The organism is Streptomyces sp. NPDC006711, assembly GCF_042869775.1.
In the GTDB taxonomy this organism is placed as follows: domain Bacteria; phylum Actinomycetota; class Actinomycetes; order Streptomycetales; family Streptomycetaceae; genus Streptomyces.
Map to the genome: position 1 here is coordinate 373,758 of NZ_JBIAGO010000004.1, position 18,149 is coordinate 391,906.

The 18,149-nt window shown below is 70.1% G+C and carries 16 protein-coding genes; 7 read left to right on the top strand and 9 right to left on the bottom strand.

Annotation, left to right across the window (positions count from 1 at the left end; translation table 11 throughout):
- Window positions 1-104: 104 nt before the first annotated feature.
- Window positions 105-1,310 (top strand): PucR family transcriptional regulator, encoded by a 1,206-nt coding sequence (locus ACFYM2_RS12250; RefSeq protein ID WP_388835627.1) that lies wholly within the window; start codon window positions 105-107, stop codon window positions 1,308-1,310.
- Here ACFYM2_RS12250 and ACFYM2_RS12255 read toward each other — a convergent pair.
- Complete coding sequence (locus ACFYM2_RS12255; RefSeq protein ID WP_358997703.1) at window positions 1,300-3,171, bottom strand: alkyl sulfatase dimerization domain-containing protein; 1,872 nt, start codon at window positions 3,169-3,171, stop codon at window positions 1,300-1,302. The genes ACFYM2_RS12250 and ACFYM2_RS12255 overlap by 11 nt on opposite strands.
- A 238-nt stretch (window positions 3,172-3,409) precedes the next feature.
- On the opposite strand from ACFYM2_RS12255, the gene ACFYM2_RS12260 reads away from it, so the two are divergent.
- The 3 genes from ACFYM2_RS12260 (at window position 3,410) to ACFYM2_RS12270 (ending at window position 6,571) form a co-directional block, all read left to right on the top strand.
- A complete protein-coding gene (locus tag ACFYM2_RS12260; RefSeq protein WP_358997706.1) occupies window positions 3,410-4,579 on the top strand; it encodes a PP2C family protein-serine/threonine phosphatase in 1,170 nt (389 codons plus the stop codon).
- 76 nt (window positions 4,580-4,655) lie between these two features.
- Window positions 4,656-5,720, top strand: a complete 1,065-nt coding sequence (locus ACFYM2_RS12265; RefSeq protein ID WP_358997709.1) for a hypothetical protein — start codon at window positions 4,656-4,658, stop codon at window positions 5,718-5,720.
- A gap of 209 nt (window positions 5,721-5,929) precedes the next feature.
- A complete protein-coding gene (locus ACFYM2_RS12270) occupies window positions 5,930-6,571 on the top strand; it encodes a carbonic anhydrase (RefSeq protein WP_358997712.1) in 642 nt (213 codons plus the stop codon).
- Between the two features lie 90 nt (window positions 6,572-6,661).
- Here the strand turns inward: ACFYM2_RS12270 and ACFYM2_RS12275 are convergent, their stop codons facing one another.
- Entirely contained in the window at window positions 6,662-7,219 is a 558-nt protein-coding gene (locus ACFYM2_RS12275) for a DUF488 family protein (RefSeq protein WP_388835631.1), read from the bottom strand.
- Between the two features lie 138 nt (window positions 7,220-7,357).
- On the opposite strand from ACFYM2_RS12275, the gene ACFYM2_RS12280 reads away from it, so the two are divergent.
- From ACFYM2_RS12280 to ACFYM2_RS12290, 3 genes are all read left to right on the top strand, one after another.
- The gene (locus tag ACFYM2_RS12280; protein ID WP_388461869.1) at window positions 7,358-7,873 is read left to right on the top strand and encodes a DUF1203 domain-containing protein; all 516 of its coding nucleotides are present in this window, start codon (window positions 7,358-7,360) and stop codon (window positions 7,871-7,873) included.
- A 185-nt stretch (window positions 7,874-8,058) separates the two neighbouring features.
- Window positions 8,059-8,829: an IclR family transcriptional regulator gene (locus tag ACFYM2_RS12285; RefSeq protein WP_388461867.1), complete on the top strand. Its 771-nt coding sequence runs from the start codon at window positions 8,059-8,061 to the stop codon at window positions 8,827-8,829.
- The gene (locus ACFYM2_RS12290) at window positions 8,826-9,668 is read left to right on the top strand and encodes an SMP-30/gluconolactonase/LRE family protein (RefSeq protein WP_388835634.1); all 843 of its coding nucleotides are present in this window, start codon (window positions 8,826-8,828) and stop codon (window positions 9,666-9,668) included. Before ACFYM2_RS12285 ends, ACFYM2_RS12290 begins: the two co-directional genes overlap by 4 nt.
- 55 nt (window positions 9,669-9,723) lie before the next feature.
- Here ACFYM2_RS12290 and ACFYM2_RS12295 read toward each other — a convergent pair whose 3' ends face one another.
- From ACFYM2_RS12295 to ACFYM2_RS12325, 7 genes are all read right to left on the bottom strand, one after another.
- Entirely contained in the window at window positions 9,724-10,878 is a 1,155-nt protein-coding gene (locus ACFYM2_RS12295; protein WP_388835637.1) for an aldose epimerase family protein, read from the bottom strand.
- A 37-nt stretch (window positions 10,879-10,915) separates the two neighbouring features.
- The gene (gene mmsB / locus ACFYM2_RS12300; protein WP_388835640.1) at window positions 10,916-12,151 is read right to left on the bottom strand and encodes a multiple monosaccharide ABC transporter permease; all 1,236 of its coding nucleotides are present in this window, start codon (window positions 12,149-12,151) and stop codon (window positions 10,916-10,918) included.
- Window positions 12,152-12,156: 5 nt separating this feature from the next.
- Entirely contained in the window at window positions 12,157-13,677 is a 1,521-nt protein-coding gene (gene mmsA, locus ACFYM2_RS12305) for a multiple monosaccharide ABC transporter ATP-binding protein (RefSeq protein WP_358997732.1), read from the bottom strand.
- Between the two features lie 32 nt (window positions 13,678-13,709).
- Entirely contained in the window at window positions 13,710-14,825 is a 1,116-nt protein-coding gene (chvE, locus tag ACFYM2_RS12310) for a multiple monosaccharide ABC transporter substrate-binding protein (RefSeq protein ID WP_388835643.1), read from the bottom strand.
- Window positions 14,825-15,811 (bottom strand): hypothetical protein, encoded by a 987-nt coding sequence (locus ACFYM2_RS12315; protein WP_388835646.1) that lies wholly within the window; start codon window positions 15,809-15,811, stop codon window positions 14,825-14,827. The genes chvE and ACFYM2_RS12315 overlap by 1 nt, the downstream gene beginning before the upstream one ends.
- A gap of 82 nt (window positions 15,812-15,893) precedes the next feature.
- Window positions 15,894-16,907 (bottom strand): alcohol dehydrogenase catalytic domain-containing protein, encoded by a 1,014-nt coding sequence (locus tag ACFYM2_RS12320; protein ID WP_358997738.1) that lies wholly within the window; start codon window positions 16,905-16,907, stop codon window positions 15,894-15,896.
- Window positions 16,904-18,064 carry a mandelate racemase/muconate lactonizing enzyme family protein gene (locus tag ACFYM2_RS12325; RefSeq protein ID WP_358997741.1) on the bottom strand — a complete coding sequence of 387 codons (1,161 nt, stop codon included), beginning with the start codon at window positions 18,062-18,064 and terminating at the stop codon, window positions 16,904-16,906. The genes ACFYM2_RS12320 and ACFYM2_RS12325 overlap by 4 nt, the downstream gene beginning before the upstream one ends.
- Window positions 18,065-18,149: the final 85 nt, after the last annotated feature.

Here is an 18,149-nt window from a genome sequence, read left to right on the forward strand (position 1 = left end):
GGACGGACACCATGGCCGCGCCGACCAGGACGACACCCGGCAGGGCCACGGTCGTGTACGGCGGGTACGGTGACCGTTCACAGTCGGCGGCGAGGTGGGCCAGGGTGCGAGAAGATCCGCGCGACCACGGACGGTTGGCCGGCCTCTCCCCGGCCGCGGTGGCCCTGGCCGCCCGCTGCGAGCCGAAGGTGAACGAACTGGCCCGGCGCATGGCCCGTGAGGTGTTCGAGCAACTGCGCGGGTACTCCGGCTTGCCCGCCGACGTCAAAGACGTGGAGATCGCGGCGACGGCCCGGCACGCGATGCGGTTGTTCCTGCGTGGCACCGACGCGGGAGCGGCCCCGTACGCCCTGGAGTACTTCCAGGAGCGTGCCGCCCAGCGCGCCGAAGAGGGCATGCCGCTGCATCTGCTGCTGCGCACGTACGGCCTGGGGGCGCGGGAGTTGTGGCGGGTGTTGCGGGAGACTGCCGCCCCCGAGGAGCAGGACGCCCTGGCCGAGCTGGCCGAGGCGCTGTTCACCGCGGAGGACCGAGTCGTGGGCGCCGTGACCGAGAGCTACCTCGATGAGCAGGCCGCTCTCGTCGCGGAACGGCAGGAGCAGCGCCGTTCCCGCGCCCGCGCCCTGCTCGAAGGAGCCAGGCATCCGGACGACCCCGTGGTGGACGGGCCCACGCTGGTGCTGTACGCGCACTTCATAGAGCCGGCGCCCTCCGGCGAGCGCTCGCCGGTGGCGGTGAGGCGTTTGCTTCGCCGAGCCCAGACCGCGCTCGACCGGGCGTTCGGCACCGAAACCCTCGCTCTGTTGGATGGCGGGGGCGGCCATGTCGTCGTCCCCGGATGCGACGAAGCACCCCCGCGGCTTCTTGACGCACTGCGCGAGGCGGCGGGCCCGGAGGCACGGCTGGCCTGCGCCCGGGCACAGTCGGCACAGGACATTCCGGCGGCCGCCCGGCAAGCGACGGAGGTGGTCCGCGTGGCCCGGGCGTGCGGCCGGCCGGCAGGCCTGCACCGGCTCGACGACGTCCTGCTGGAGTACCACGTGTCCCGGCCGAGCGACGCCAGCGACCGGATCGCGGCCCTCCTCACCCCGCTGGACGGCCGCCCCGAACTCCTCCAGACCCTCCGCACCCACCTGGGCCAGCGACAGGACCGCCGGGCCACCGCGCGCGTGCTGCGCCTCCACCCCAATTCGGTGGACAACCGGCTCACCCGGATTCAGGAATTGACCGGCCTCGACCTCGGCTCACCAAGGGACACGGCACTCGCACTCGCGGCCCTGTCCGTGCGAGCCGCCGACGCTACGGGGTGACGATCGCGAAGTCGGGATCGGGCGCGTCCAGCAGTCCCGCGAAGGTCAGCAGCGCCTGAGCGTCGCCGTCGAGCGCCACCTGGCCGCCCGCGATCTCGGCGGCGAACGTCGTGCGGCCGCCCAGGACCGCATCGAGGGTGGTACGCGCCAACTGCAAGGTGGCGACGGGCCGTTCGCCGCGCGGTGCGTCACCCCGCATCGGGGTCAGCGCGCCGTTGGACAGCAGCAGGGTCCAGTTCTCACCCGTATCGGTGAACTCCCAGCGCAGCACCAGCCGCCCGGCCTCGGCGGCGCGCGGACCGTTCAGCCGTACCGCCATCGACTGGAAGATCTGCTCGACGGTGAGCGCCGCCAGGATGTCCGGCGCCGAACGCGTCGGCGTGCCGAGGATGCCCTCGCGCAACTCGGCGGCGCCCATGAGGTAGAAGTTGCGCCACGGGCCGCACTCGGAGCCCTGCCCGATCCGCTCGAACGTCTCGGCCTGAAGAGCGCGCGCCTGGGCGTGTTCGGGTTCGGCGAACAGGACGTGGCCCAGCACTTCCGCGACCCACCGCGGATCCCCCGCGTCGTAGGACGCACGCGCCTTGGCGACGACAGCGTCGGCGCCGCCCATGAACTCCACGTACCGGCGGGCGGCCTCCGTCGGCGGGTGCTGCCACAGGTGGGCGGGGTTGCCGTCGAACCAGCCCATGTACCGCTGGTAGACCGCCTTGGCGTTGTGACTCAACGAGCCGTAGTAACCCCGCGCGTGCCAGGCGCGCTCCAGGCCGGGAGGGAAACGCAGCTCTTCTGCGATCTCCGCACCTGTGTGCCCGGCGTTGATCAGCCGTACGGACTGGTCGTGCAGGTACGCGTAGGCGTCGCGCTGCTCCTCCAGGAAGCGGACGGCGCGTTCCTGTCCCCAGGTCGGCCAGTGGTGGGAGCGGAAGACGACGTCGATGTCCATGGCGAACAACCGGATCGTCTCGGTCAGATACCGGGCCCACGCGCTCGGGTCACGGACCAGGGCACCGCGCAAAGTGAGGACGTTGTGCAGGGTGTGGCAGGCGTTCTCTGCGGCGCACAGCACCCGCAGCTCGGGGAAGTGGAAGTTCATCTCCGCCGGAGCCTCGGTGCCCGGAGTGAGCTGGAAAACGATGCGCACCCCGTCGACGGTCTCCTCCTGACCGGTACGGGTGACGTCCAGGGTGGGCGCGATCAAGCCGACGCTGCCGGTGGACGTGGTCTGCCCCAGACCGCACCCGATCTGTCCGGCGGGCCCCTTGGGCAGCGACGCCCCGTACATGTAACCGGCCCGGCGCGCCATGGCCGTGCCGGTGAAGACGTTCTCGCTCGCCGCGTGTTCGAGGAATCCGACCGGCGCGATGACCGGCACCCGCCCGGCCGCCACTTGGGCCGCGTCGACGACGCCACGTACTCCGCCGAAGTGGTCCACGTGGGAGTGCGTGTAGATCACCGCTGTCACTGGCCGCTCGCCGCGGTGCTCGCGGTACAGGGCCAGCGCGGCGGCCGCGACCTCCGCGCTGATCAGCGGGTCGATGACGATGACACCGCGTTCGCCCTCCACGAAGGAGATGTTCGACAGGTCGAGGCCGCGCACCTGATAGATCCCGGGCACCACCTCGTACAGCCCCTGCCGCGACACCAAGCGGCTCTGCCGCCACAGTGAGGGGTGCGCGGTGGGCGGACAGTCATCGTCCAGGAAGCCGTAGGCATCCGCGTCCCAGACCAAACCTCCGTCCGTGTCGCTCACCCTGCCCGGCTCGAGCCGGCCGAGAAGACCGCGGTCCGCGTCGGCGAAGTCCTGATCGTCCTCCCAGGCCAGACGGTGGTCTCTGGGCGCATGCTCGTTGCCTTTCATACTCATCGATGGTCACGGCCCCGGGCGGAAAACACCCGAGGACCCGTCACAGAGAAGCCGCTGACACGTCACAGCCGGAGCCGGGACCGGAGCCGCAGCGCCGGACGCCAGGCGATGGCCGCGTACGCGCTGGTGATCAGTCTCCGCGTCGAGCCGGTGTGGCCTTCGGCATGTGTAGAGGCTGTGATGCCCGGGGCGGTGAGGGGAAGGAGACTGATCTGAACTCAGGGAGGTCGCTGTGGAGCGTGATCGGATCGGACTTGGCGACGTGCTGGCAGCGGCGGAGGCCGCGGCGCCCGTGCGCTCGCTCGACGTCGTGGCGCAGAATCTGCGGGAGCGGTTCGGCGCGCGCTATGTGTCGTTCCTGTTCGTCGACGTCGTCGGCAGGCGCCTGCTGCGGGTCAACGAGGAGGGGACGGCGCCTCAGGAGCGTGGCGCCGACAGGATTCCTCTGGACGGCAGCGTCTACAACGAGGTCCTGCGCACCCAGAAGGTGGTGGCGGTGGCGAACGGTGCCCGTGAGCAGCGGGTGTTCGCGCCGGTCTCCAACCGCGGCGACGCGATAGGGGTGCTGGAGGTACGCCTGGACCACGTCACCCAGGACGTCCTGGAGCAGGTCGAAGAGGTCGCCCACGCGCTCGCCTACATCATCGTCACCGATCGCCGCTTCACCGACCTGTATCACTGGGGGAACCGCACCACCTCCGTCACCCTGGCCGCGGAGATCCAGCGCCAGCTCCTGCCGTCGGCGCCCTCGTGCGAGTCCGCCGAGTTCTCCCTCGCCGGCGCCCTGGTTCCCGCCTCCGACATCGCGGGTGACACCTACGACTACAGCCTCGATGAGAACATGCTGCACCTGTCCATCACCGACGCCATGGGCCACGACGTCGACGCCTCTCTCATGGCCACCCTCCTGGTCAACGCCTCCCGGGGCGCCCGCCGAGCCGGGTTGGATCTCGCCGAACAGGCCCGCCGGACACACCTGGCCCTGCTCGAACACGGTCGCCGCACCTTCGCCACCGGTCAGCTGCTGCGTATTGCCCTGGACGGGAGCAGAGCCCAGCTCGTCAACGCCGGCCACATCTGGCCGCTGAGGTTGCGCGACGGCGTGGTCGAGGAAGTCAAACTGCACGTCAACCTCCCCTTCGGGGTTCCGGTGCAGGGCGCCTATGACGTACAGGACCTGGATCTGCGCCCCGGCGACCGCCTCGTTCTCCTCACCGACGGCATGCAGGAACGCAAAGCGGCAAGCGTCGACTTGCGCGGTCTCATGCGCGACACCGTCACGGAGCATCCGCGTGAGGTCGTACGGACCATGGTCGCGGCGGTCAGCGACGCCTGCGACGGCCACGTACAGGACGACGCCACCGTGCTGTGCCTGGACTGGCACGGTCCTCGCACCCCGTAAGGCACGCCGCCGCCGGCACGGTCAGGTGCCGTGTGCGGGTGTGATGGGACCGTTGGCTGCGGGTACCGGTCGAGCCATGGGATCTTTGAGTTCGCCGTTGCTGCTGGTGCTGTTCCTCGCGAGTGCGGCGGTGATCTGGTACGCGGGCATCAAGCTGTCCGACACGACGGATGTGCTGTCCGAACGGCTGCACCTGGGCAGCGCGTTGGGCGGGCTGATCCTCTTGGCCATCGCGACCAACCTCCCGGAGATCGCCATCACCGTGAGCGCCGCCATGAGCGGGCAGCTCGATGTCGCGGTGGGCAACATCCTGGGCGGTATCGCGCTCCAGACCGTGGTCCTGGTGGTGCTCGACGCTGCCGGAGTGCGCCCCCGCGCCCCGCTGACCCGGCTCGCGGCCAGTCTGGTCCTGGTCCTTGAGGGTGTCCTGGTGATCGTCGTGCTGGCCGTTGTCGTGATGGGCACGCAGTTGCCCGGCGATTTGTCGTTCGCCCGCCTCGACCCCGCCTCCTTGGCCATCGGCGCGCTGTGGATCGTCGGGCTGCTGCTGGCGAACCGGGCCGGCAAGGGCCTGCCGTGGCACGCGGGCGGCGATGCCCCGGACGCCCAGCCTGAGCCGCGCGGTCACTCCAAGGGAAAGAAGGAGAAGTCCGCCACCGCCAAGGGCGTCGGCACCACTCGTGCCGCTCTCGTCTTCGCCGCCGCCGCCCTGGCGACACTGGTCGCCGGCGTGGTCATCGAACGCAGCGGCGAGGAGTTCTTCGGCCGCCAGGGCCTGTCCGGCATTCTGTTCGGTGCCACCGTGCTGGCCGCGGCCACCTCCCTGCCGGAGGTCAGCACCGGCCTCACCTCGACGAAACTGGGTGACTACCAACTGGCCATCAGCGACATCTTCGGCGGCAACGCCTTCCTTCCGGTCCTGTTCCTGCTGGCCACCCTGATCTCGGGCAAGCCGGTGCTGCCCGCCGCCCACCACACCGACATCTATCTCACCGCCCTGGGCGCCGTCCTCACCAGCGTCTACGTAGCCGGACTCATCTTCAGGCCCCGACGCCAGTATCTGCGGATGGGAATCGACAGCCTCGCCGTCGTAGTCATGTACGCCGCCGGCATCGCCGGACTCGCCACCATCAGCGGTTGACCGGTGGCGTGCCGAGGACGTGCCTCGCCGATGCGCACCGAGCCGCCCGTCGAACCATCACGCCCGTGTCGAGGCGCGTCGCGTCGCCTGACTGGCCGAGTACATACTGACTCCCTGGCGCCCTCGACGCACTGCCGACCGGGCTCCACCATCCTGTCCCGACGGGCTCGACCATCCAGTCTGCTACGGCGGGCGATAGCCTGCGTGTCATGACCCATGTGCAGACACCAACGCCCCGGGCCGCGCTCGAGATGCTGCTGGCCGGCAACCAGCGGTTTCTGACCGGCTCGCCCGAGCACCCCAATCAGGGTGCCGCGCGTCGTACGGAGGTCGCACCCGGGCAGAATCCGTTCGCCGTCCTCTTCGGGTGCTCCGATTCCAGGCTGGCCGCCGAGATCATCTTCGACCGGGGCCTCGGGGACTTGTTCGTGGTGCGCACGGCCGGGCACGTCATGGGCCCGGAGGTGCTGGGAAGTGTCGAGTACGGCGTGAGCGTGCTCGGGTGTCCCTTGGTCGTGGTGCTCGGTCACGACGCGTGCGGCGCCGTCGCGGCCGCCCGGGCCGCCGTCCAGGACGGCACGACGGCCGTCGGGTACGTCCGTGATGTCATCGAGCGGGTCACTCCCAGCGTGCTGGCCTCGCATGCGGCGGGCCACACGCAGGACGAGGAGTTCATCGCCGAGCACATACGGCACACCGTGGACCTGTTGTTCGACCGCTCCAGGGTTCTCTCGGACGCGGTGACCGCGGGCAGCACCGCGGTGGTGGGCCTGTCCTACCGGCTGGTCGACGGTACGGCGCGTCTGGTCACCGCGCGGGGCGTGGAGGTGCCGGAGAACGTCGCCTCCTGATCCTGTCGGCGAACGCGCCCGTGCCAGCCGATCCGGGTGGCGTCGTGCGAGCAGGGCAAGCAGGGGATGAGAAGGGAGCACACCGGCTCGTCAGGCAGAAGCCGCGCCGGCCGTGTCGTCGTAGACGAGGAGGCCGTCGTCGCGCAGGCGCACGCCGGCGGTCGGCCGGTGCGGGGTGAGCCTGCCGTCCGGCATCAGGTGGAGAACCGGTACGCCTCGGGCCAGAACCGTGAAGTCCGCGATGATCCTGCGGTGGCAGCGCCACCAGACGGCCTCGCCGCACATGACAGCCGTCCGGCGCAGGGCGGCCTGCGGCAGGAGATCGTCCATCGCGCTGAGGAAACGAGGGTCACGCGTGTAGCCCGCGTACCCCCGGAAGGAGTCGTTGCGCCACACCACGTCAGGTGAATCGGGGGAGGCGGTGCGGAAACCGCCGAGGTCCTTCTCCCACCGGTACTCGACGCCATGTCCCGGCAGCCATCGAGCCAGTTCCTCGCGCATCACATCGGGGTTGCGCCGACTGCCGGGCGCGGTACGGACGTCCACCACAGACTCGATCCCCGCGCCCAGGAGCAGGGCGGTCAGCTGATCGCGAGTCGTCGTGCTGTGGCCGAAGCTGATCAACGGGTGGGCCGACACACCCTTCATGCTTGCAAAAAAGCGCGTAAGGCGCAGCGCGAGAGCCCGCCTGCCCGCAGGGCCACTCGGGGTGCGCGCGGGCGCACACACCAAAGTGACGTCCGATTCCCGCCAGCGACAGCCCATGCGCCGATCCAGCCTGGGCGCATGACCAAATACACCGTGCTCCCCGTTGACACAGCCGTCCTGAAGGAACTGCGGTCCGTCGACGACGCGGGCCGTCCCTGCGCCCCGTACCTCGCGACCAGCGACGACGAGGGCTCTCCACTGCGCTGCTGCCTGCGGTCCATCACGCCCGGCGAGCGGATCGCCCTTGTTTCGTACGCCCCGTTGCGCCGCTGGACCGCCATGAGGGGCGTGGATCCGGGCGCGTACGACGAGCAGGGTCCCGTCTTCATTCACGCCGACGCCTGCGACGGGTTCACCCCGGGTGAGGCCTACCCCCTCGCGCGGCCGGGCGCTCTGCGGACCGTGCGGCGCTATGACGCCCGGGGCCATATCGCGGGCGGCCGCCTTCTGGAGATTCCGGCCGACGCCGCGACTGCCTTCGACGCGGCCCTCGACGACGCGTTCAACGATCCTGACGTCGTGCTCGTACACGTCAGGGCCCTTGAATACGGGTGCTTCCACTTCGAGGTGCGAAGGCCGCTTGCCGAGGGGTAGTCGTGCGGAGTGGTCGCGTCGGCCGTCAGGGGCCGGCGGGGCGGGGGCCGGCCGCTGCCGGGGCCTGGGCCGGGTGGGGGATCCCCGGCCGGGGCCATTGCCGGGCGAACACCGCAGTGGATAGCCTGTGTTCGTCATGTCGGTCGATGATCGTAGTTTCGAACACAGAGGGTGGGTGGCCGAGCATGGGCCGACTGGTTCCCGCGGTGACCAGGGCGATGGACGTCCTCGAACTCTTCCTGGAGAGCGAAGGCAGCCTCTCCGCGCCCGATGTCACACGTCGGCTGGGACTGCCGCGCACCACCGTCCATGAGCTGCTGACCACCCTGTCCGCGCGTTCCTACCTCGCGCCCGTGCCCGAGCAGCCCGGCCGCTACCGCCTCGGTGTGCGCACCTATCAGCTCGGCAGCCGTTACGCCGAACAGCTCGACCTCGCCGCCGAGGGGCAACAGGTGGCACGCGAGGTCGCCGAGACCTGCGACGAGACCGTCCACGTCGCGATCCTGGAGGACGCCGACGTCATCTACATCGCCAAGGTCGACTCCACCCACGCCGTCCGCATGGTCTCGGCCGCCGGCCGCAGGCTCCCCGCCCACTGCACCTCCGTCGGCAAAATGCTGCTCGCCGCGCTGCCCGAGGCCGAACTCGACGCGCGCCTGTCCGGGCGCGAACTCACCGCCATGACCGCCGCCAGCATCACCGACCCCGCCGCCCTGCGCACCGCTCTCGACGCGATCCGTGCCCGGGGTGTCGCCGTCGAGCACCAGGAGTCCAATCCGGACGTCAGCTGTGTGGCCGCGCCGGTCAGGGACGGCGCGGGGCGGGTCGTCGCCGCGCTGTCGGTCTCCGTGCCGATGGTCAGGTGGAGTGAGCGGCGCGAGGCTGAGCTGGCCGAGCTCGCCCAGAAGGGCGCGGCCGACCTGTCCGAACGCCTGGGCCACCGGGGGATGCGATGAGGTGGGACCTCGCGGTCCGGGAAGCGGCCGTACTGGGGGAGGGGCCCACCTGGGACCCCGTGACCGGGCGGCTGATCTGGGTCGACATCCTCTCCTCCCGCATCCACACCTACGCGCCCAGTGACGGCCGGCGTACCGTCATGGCCACCGAACAGCACGTCGGCGCGGCGAAGCCGAGGGCCGGTGGCGGTCTGGTCGTCAACCTGCGGGACGGAGTGGGACTGTACGGACCCGACGGCGGATTCAGCTGGCTGGTGCGCGGCCCCGTCGCGGGACGGCGCGCCAACGACGCGGCAGTCTCCCCCGACGGGGCGCTGTGGGCCGGCACCATGCGCTATGACGAGGCGCCGGGCGGCGGCACACTGTCCCGGATCGGCCCGGACGGCACAGTGACCGAGGTCCTGGGCGACGCGAGCGTCAGCAACGGCATCGGCTGGAGCCCGGACAGCCGGCTCATGTACTACATCGACACCCCGACCGGACGCATCGACGTCTTCGACTTCGACGGCCAACTCGCTGACGAAAGGCGGCCGTTCGCCGCCATACCCGCGACCGCCGGGCATCCCGACGGGCTCGCCGTGGATGGCGAGGGCGGTGTCTGGGTGGCGTTGTGGGGCGGCGGCGCGGTCCGGCGGTACGCGGCGGACGGCACTCTCGACCTGATCGTCCCCCTGCCCGTGCGCTGCCCCACCGCCTGCGCGTTCGGCGGCCCCGACCTCACCGACCTGTACATCACCACCGCCCGCGTCGGGCAGAGCGCCCCGCATCCCCTCGCGGGGTCGGTGCTGGTGCTCCCGGGCGCGGGACGAGGGCTGCCGGGCTTCGCCTTCGCGGGCTGAGTCACCGTCACATACCGTGCGCCCCACCGGAATCCGGTGGGGCGCACGGTTGTGCTCAGCGCGTCGAGAAGGAGTGCACCGTCGAGGTCCGGTACGTCGTGCCGGGGCGCAGCACCGTCGAGGGGAACGCCGGCTGGTTGGGGGAGTCGGGGAAGTGCTGGGCCTCCAGGCACAGGGCGTCTCCCTGCCGGTAGGCGCGGCCCGACGTGCCCACCAGCGTGGCGTCCAGGAAGTTGCCGCTGTAGAACTGGAGGCCCGGCTCGGTGGTGTACATCCGCATCACGCGGCCCGAGGCCGGTTCACTGAGGGTGAGGGCGTGGCGCGGCGCGGACGTGATCCCCTTGTCGAGTACCCAGTTGTGGTCGAAGCCCTTGGCGCGGACCAGTTGCTGGTGGCCCTCGCGGATGTCGCGTCCTACCGGCTTGGCGCGCCTGAAGTCGAAGGGCGTGCCCGCGACCCGGGCCAGTTCGCCGGTCGGGATGAGGCCCGCGTCGATGGGTGTGAAGCGTGAGGCGGCCACTTCCAAGGTGTGGTGGTCCACGGAACCGCTGCCCTCGCCCGCCAAGTTGAAGTAGGTGTGGCTGGTGAGGTTGACGACGGTCGGCCGGTCGGTCGTCGCCTCGTAGTCGATCCGCCAGGCGCCGCGCGCGGTCAGGGTGTAGGTGACGCGGACCTTCAAGGTGCCCGGGTAGCCCATCTCACCGTCCGGCGAGGTCCGGGTCAGGACGAGGCCGGTGTCCGAGCCGCGGGTGAACGGCTCCACGTGCCACATCTGCTTGTCGAAGCCCCGGGTGCCGCCGTGCAGGCTGTTCGCCCCGTCGTTGAGCGGGAGTCGATACGTGTGGCCGTCGAGAGTGAAGCGGCCCGCGGCGATGCGGTTGCCGTACCGTCCGATGAGCCCGCCGAAGTACGGGCTCTTCGCGACGTAGTCCGCGAGATTGTCGAAGCCGAGCGCGATGTTCGCCAAGTGGCCGTCCGCGTCCGGGACTTCGAGCGAGTGGATGATGCCGCCGTAGGACAGGACCTGGAGCCGGATGCCGCCGTTGGAGACGCTCCAGACGTCCACCGCTGTGCCGTCGGCCAGGGTGCCGAAGTGCTTCCTGGAGGGGGAGTGGCGGGGCGCGGCGTGAGCGGCGGTGGCGCCCAGGGCCGTAGTGGCCAGTCCGACAGCGGCGCCGGCCGCCAGTACGGTGCGTCTGCTGGTGCTCATGGTGCGGCTCCTTCGAGCAGAGGGGAATCGGAAGGACTCACGAACCGACCTTGCGCTTGTTGTAGACGTCGAAGCCCACCGCGGCCAGGAGCACGAGCCCCTTGATGACCTGCTGATAGTCCGAACCGACGCCCACCAGTGACATGCCGTTGTTGAGTACGCCGAGGACCAGGCCGCCGATGATGGCGCCGAACACCGTGCCCACGCCCCCGCTCATCGAGGCGCCGCCGATGAACGAGGCGGCGATCGCCTCCAGTTCGAAGTTCACGCCCGCGTTGGGGGTGCCCGCGTTCAGACGGGCCGCGAAGACGACGCCGGCCAGCGCCGCGAGCACACCCATGGTGACGAAGACCAGGAAGGTGACCCGCTTGTCCTTGACGCCGGACAGTTTCGCCGCCGCCTGATTGCCGCCCAGCGCGTACACATGGCGCCCGACGACCGCGTTGCGCATCACGAAGCCCAGGCCGATGAGCAGCGCCGCGAGCAGGAGCAGCACCACCGGCACACCCCGGTAGCTGGCCAGCGTCATCGTGAACGCGAGCACGGCGGCGATCATGGCCACCAGCTTGGCGACGAACAGGCCCCGGGGCAGCACATCGAGTGCGTACGCCCGCTGGCGCCGCCGCGACCGCGACTCCTGGACCACCACGACGGCGATCAGGACAAGGCCCAACAGCACGGTCAGGTTGTGGTAGTTGGTGTCCGGCCCGAGCGCCGGGAGGTAGCCCGTGGATATCTTCTGGAAGCCGTCGGGGAACGGGCCGAGCGAGCGCGAACCGAGCAGGATCTGGGTGCCGCCGCGGAAGAGCAGCATCCCGGCCAGGGTGACGATGAACGACGGAATCCCGACGTACGCGATCCAGAAGCCCTGCCAGGCGCCGGCGAGCGCCCCGATGAGCAGCGCCACGGCCAGGGCGAGCACCCACGGCACATGGTGTTCGACCATCATGACCGCACAGGCCGCCGAGACGAAGGCCGCGAGCGAGCCGACCGACAGGTCGATGTGGCCGGCGACGATGACGATCATCATGCCGATGGCGAGGACGAGGACGTAACTGTTCTGGAGCACCAGGTTGGTGACGTTGTTCGGCTTGAGCAGCACCCCGCCGGTCCAGATCTGGAACAGCACGACGATCAGGCCGAGCGCGACCAGCATGCCGTACTGGCGCATGTTGCGGCGCGCCGCGGCAAGCAGCAGCGCACCGGGCGCCGGACGCGGGGAGCCGGGCGCCGAGGGGGCGCTCCGGGGGGTGTCGGTGGAGACCGGACCCATGGCGACTACCTCTTGTTCGTGGTCATGTGGCGCATCAGCACTTCCTGGCTCGCCTGCGCCCGCGCGATCTCACCGGTGAGCCGGCCGGCCGCCATCGTGTAGATGCGATCGCACATGCCGAGCAGTTCGGGGAGTTCGGAGGAGATGAAGACGACGGCCTTGCCTTGAGCCGCGAGCTGGTCGATGACGGTGTAGATCTCGTACTTGGCACCCACGTCGATGCCGCGGGTCGGCTCGTCGAGGATCAGCACATCGGGATCCGCGAAGATCCATTTGCTGAGCACGACCTTCTGCTGGTTGCCGCCGGACAGCCGGCCCACCTGCTCGAAGACGGTGGGTGCCTTGATGTTCATGGACCCGCGGTACGACTCCGCGACGCGGCGCTCCTCGTGCTCGTCGACCACTCCGCCCCGGGACACCTTGCCGAGTGCGACGGTGGTGATGTTGCGGGCGATGGTGTCGATGAGGTTCAGGCCGTACTGTTTGCGGTCCTCGGTGACATACGCGATGCCGTGGCCGACCGCCTCGGGCACGGTCCGGGTGCGGATCTCGCGGCCGTCCTTGCGCACCGTGCCGCTGATGCCCCGCCCGTAGGAGCGGCCGAACACGCTCATAGCGAGTTCGGTGCGGCCGGCGCCCATCAGGCCCGCGATGCCGACGATCTCACCCCGGTTGACCCGCAGAGTGACGTCGTCGACGACCTTGCGCTGCTGGTCGATGGGGTGGTGCACGCTCCAGTGCTGTACCTCGAGGGCCGGATGCGCGCCCGGATCCCCCTCGTACGGCGTCCGGTCGGGGAAGCGGTGGTCGAGGTCGCGGCCCACCATGGCCCGGATGATCCGGTCCTCGGTCGTGGCGGGATCCCTCACGTCCAGGGTCTCGATGGTGCGCCCGTCGCGGATGACGGTGACCGAGTCGGCGACGGCGGCGATCTCGTTGAGTTTGTGCGAGATGATGATCGAGGTGATGCCTTGCTGCTTCAACTCCGTTATCAGGCCCAGGAGATGGGCGCTGTCCTCGTCGTTGAGGGCGGCTGTCGGCTCGTCCAGGATGAGCAGTCTGACTTCCTTGGAGAGGGCCTTCGCGATCTCCACCAGCTGCTGCTTGCCGACGCCGATGTCCGCGACCCTGGTTCCCGGGTGCTCGTTCAGACCGACCCGTTTCAGGAGCCGGGCGGCCTGCTTCAGCGTCTCGTTCCAGCTGATCACCCCGTGGGTGGCGTGCTCGTTGCCGAGGAAGATGTTCTCGGCGATCGACAGGTAGGGGATGAGCGCGAGCTCCTGGTGGATGATGACGATGCCGCGCGCCTCGCTCGCCCGGATGTCCTTGAAGGCGCACGGCTCGCCCTGGAACAGGATGTCGCCCTCGTAACTCCCGTGCGGATGGACGCCGCTGAGGACCTTCATCAGGGTGGACTTGCCCGCGCCGTTCTCCCCGCACACGGCGTGGACCTCGCCGGCGGCGACGGTGAGCGAGACGTCGGACAGGGCCCGGACCCCCGGGAACGTCTTGACGATGGAGCGCATGTGGAGGACCGGCGCCTCCGAAGCAGGAGCACTCACTTCAGGGCGCTCGCTTTGATGTATCCCGAATCCACCAGCACCGACTGGTAGTTGGACTTGTCGACGCTCACGGGGTTGAGCAGGAAGGAGGGCACGACCTTCTTCTCGTTGTCGTACGTCTTGGTGTCGTTGACCTCGGGGGTCTTGTGGTTCAGGACGGCATCGGCCATCTGCACGGCCTGTTTGGCCAGCGCCCGGGTGTCCTTGTAGACGGTCTGGGTCTGATCGCCGGCGATGATCGACTTCACCGATGCCACCTCGGCGTCCTGCCCGGTGACGACGGGGTAGGGCTTCGCCGCCGTCCCGTATCCGCCGGAACGCAGCGAGGACAGGATGCCGATGGAGATCCCGTCGTACGGTGACAGCACGGCGTCCACGCGCGCCGAGGAGTACGCCTTGGTCAGCAGGTCGTCCATGCGCTTCTGCGCGGTCGCGCCGTCCCAGCGCAGCGTGGTCACCTGGTTGAGCTGGGTCTGCCCGCTCCGCACCACCAGCTGCTTGCTGTCGAGGTAGGGCCGGAGCGTCTTCATGGCGCCCTGGAAGAAGTAGCGGGTGTTGTTGTCGTCCGGTGATCCGGCGAACAGCTCGATGCTGAACGGCCCCTTCTTGCTGCCGTCCTTGAGGCCCAGCTTGTCGAGGATGTAGGTGGCCTGGAGCACGCCGACCTTCTCGTTGTCGAAGGAGGCGTAGTAGTCGACGTTCGGCGTGCCGAGGATGAGCCGGTCGTAGGAGATCACCTCGATGTGCTGGTCGGCGGCCTGCTTGAGGACGTCGCTCAGCGCCCGGCCGTCGATGGCCGCGATCACCAGCACGTCCACGCCCTTGGTGATCATGTTTTCGATCTGTGCCACCTGCTGGTCGACGTTGTCCTCGCCGTACTGGAGGTCGGTCTTGTAGCCGAGCGCCTGGAACTGCTTGACCATGTTGTCGCCGTCGTTGATCCACCGCTCGGAGGACTTGGTGGGCATGGCGATGCCGATGGTGGAGCCCTTGCCGCCCTTCTTGGTGTCCTTGCTGCCGCCGTCGCCGCTCTGGCCGCAGGCGGTGAGCGCGAGGGCCAGGGAGCCGGCGATGAGGGCGAGGGCTGCTCTGCGGGTGTGGCGCATGGTCATCAGTCCTTCTGGAGGAAGAAGCGGTTGAGGGGGCCGGGCAGACGGGAGCCGAGCGGGGACATGCCGCCGTCGGCGCCGTGCCGGGCGAGCAGGTCCAGCACGAGGCGGCCCCGGCGCACGCGTTCGCGCGCCGTTTCCAGGGCGGTGTCCCGCAGATGCGCGCCGTACGGGTAGATGCCGGGCGCCCTGGACAGGCCGAACTTCAGATACAGCGGCGCGGCCCTGCGGATCAGCTCGGCCGTCTCGTACATGCGCACATAGCCGCCGAGGTCGTCCGGGGCCTCGATGTACAGGTCGAGCGGCACGCCCGACACCCGGCGGATCTCGGTGAGGTGATGACCCGTCAGGTCCGAGGGGACGTTCACCGAGTCCGCGCCGAGCCGTTCGTACACCGAGACCGACGCGGGGTTGACCGGGCCGATCAGCGCCGAGACCTTCAGCGTGGTGTCCGCCGGCAGCAGCCCCTGCTCGCGCAGCCGGTGCAGTGTCCACAGCACGCCCTCGTCGGCCACGAGCAGGCAGGGAACTCCCAACTCCGTTGCTCGCAGGGCGTCTTCGACGCATCCCGCGAGCGCGTCGTGGCCCCGGGCGCGCAGTCCGGCGCCGCCGGAGCCGGTGCGCGTGGAGCCGCCGGTGTCCCAGGTGCCACGCGGGCCGGTGAAGAGGCAGAGCTCGATACCGCGTGCCGCACATGCCCCGGCCATGTCGGTGATCTCGGCGTCGGAGAGCATCCACACTCCGCTGCCCTGACTGACGCGGTGCACGGGCACATGCAGGCGGGTGGACTCCTTGAGGACGACACTCAGTGCCTCGGGCCCCTCGACCGAGGGGATCTCGGTGCGCCAGGCGCCGCCGTCGGGGAAGACGTGGGGAGAGGAGTCGGCGGGGTCGTCGGCGGGCGCGGCGAGGCCGAGCGCCGTCAGGGCCCGCTCGCCGGGGCGGCGGGGCCGCGTCTCTTGGGGGCAGGGGGCTGAAGTGTCGGTCACAGGCGGGCTTCCTTGCGTGAGTGGAAGGCGAGTGGGTTCGATATCTCGAACAAGGTTCGGGTCATGGGGCATGAAGCCGCGCCTACGGGCGCAGCAGGACCTTTCCGGTCGCGGGGTCCCCGCCGCCGACCAGCGCGAGGGCATCGGCGTACCGGTCTAGCGGGAACTCGTGGGTGATCAGCGCGGCAGGATCGATCCGCCCCGCTGTGTACGCCCGGACCGCGAAGGACCAGGCGGCGCGGGACGCCCCGAAGACGCTGCGCACGGTGAGCTGGCTGACCGACAGGTGCGCCGGGTCGATTCCCCGGGCATCCGCCGCGAACATCCCGGTCAGGACCACGCGGCCACCGCGCCGGGCGAGCAGGCAGGAGTCGGCGGCGGTGGGCGGCGCTCCGGCCGTCTCGACGACCAGGTCGTAGCGGCCGCGCACATCGGCCGGCCGCTCGGGCGCGCGGGCCTCGGTGGCGCCCATGGCGCGGGCCCGTTCGGCCCGTTCGAGGCGGGGGTCGATCACCGTCAGTTCCACGGGGGAGTACCCGGCGAGGAACTGGACCGCGAGCAGGCCGAGCGTGCCCGCCCCCACGACGGCGATCCGTTCGGCCGCCTCGGGCGCCCCGGCCCGTACGGCGGCGGCGACCACGGCGGCCGGTTCGAGCAGGGCGGCCGCGCGCAGATCCGCGTCGTCGGGCAGCGGGTGCAGCAGCCGGGCGGGGACCACCACGTGGTCGGCGAAGCCGCCGGGGTGCGTGAAGCCGGTCTCGGCGTACGCGGCGTCGCACAGCGAGGTCTCGCCGCAGCGGCACCGCTCGCAGGTCCCACAGCTGCGGAAGCCCTCGGCGACCGTCCCGCGCCCCACCAGCCCGGGATCTACACCCGCCCCGACCGCCTCCACGGTTCCCGACCACTCGTGGCCGGGGGTGAGCGGGTAACGCACGTAACCGGGGGCGCGGCGGCCTTCGTACACTTCGCGGTCGCTCAGGCAGATCCCGGCGGCCGCGACCCGCACGACGGCCTCGCCGGGGCCCGGCTCCGGGCGCGGACCGGTGACCAGGCGGTGGCTGCCCGGCGCGTCGACCACGATGGCGCGGCTGCTCATCGCCGCGCACCGGAGGGGTCGCGCTTCTCCCAGCCCTCGGCCCACAGGTCGAACCGGGCCTGCTGCTGGGGGAATTCGGCCGCCGCGTCCACGTCGAGCTCCACACCGAGCCCCGGCCCCTGGGGCAGCTCGAAGTAGCCGTCGACCACCTGGGGGGCGCCCTTGACCACTTCCTTGATCTGCGCGTCCGCGAAGTCGTTGAAGTGCTCCAGGATTTTGAAGTTGGGCGTGCAGCCCGCGACGTGGAGCGAGGCCGCGGTCAGGACCGAACCACCCACGTTGTGGGGTGCGACCAGCATGTAGTGGGTCTCCGCGGTCGCCGCGAGCTTCCTGGTCTCCAGAATGCCGCCGAGGTGGCCGACGTCCGGCTGGATGATGTCCACGGCCTGCGACTCGAAGAGCTCGCGGAACTCGATCCGGTCATGGACGCGTTCGCCGGTCGCCAGCGGGATGTCGACCTTCTGCGCGACCTTCGCCAGTGCCTTCAGGTTCTCCGGCGGGACCGGCTCCTCGAGCCACGCGGGCTCGAACGGCGCCAGTTCGTGGGCGAGACGGACGGCGGTCGCGGGCGAGAACCGGCCGTGCATCTCCAGCATCAGCTCGGTGTCCGGCCCGATGGCGTCGCGTACCGCCTCGATCAACGAGACCGCGTACAACGACTGCTGACGGTCCAGCTCGAAGTGCCCGGTGCCGAACGGGTCGATCTTCAGCGCCCGGTAACCCCGCTCCACGACGGCGGCCGCCGCCTTGTGGTAGGCCTCCGGTGTGCGCTCGGTGGTGTACCAGCCGTTGGCGTACGCCTTGACCCGGTCGGTCACCCGGCCGCCCAGCAGCTCCCACACCGGGACGCCGAGCGCCTTGCCCTTGATGTCCCAGCAGGCCATCTCCACCACCGCGATGCCCGACATCACGATCTCGCCGGCCCGCCCGTAGTCGCCGTACTTCATCCGCCGGACCAGGTCCTCGATCGCGAACGGGTCGGAGCCCGCGATGTGGTTGGCCTCGGCTTCGCGGAGATAGCCGATCAAGGCGTCGGTGCGACCGAGCATGCGGGTCTCGCCGACGCCGGTCAGGCCCTCGTCCGTATGGACCTGTACGTAGGTGAGGTTACGCCAGGGGGTTCCGACTACATGGGTGCTGATTCCCGTGATTCGCAAGGCAGTTGCTCCCGAGGCCGCTGTCTGTGACGTTCGAAATTTCGTCACACGTTCGAAATACTGGCGCGACCGTAGTGATGCGCGG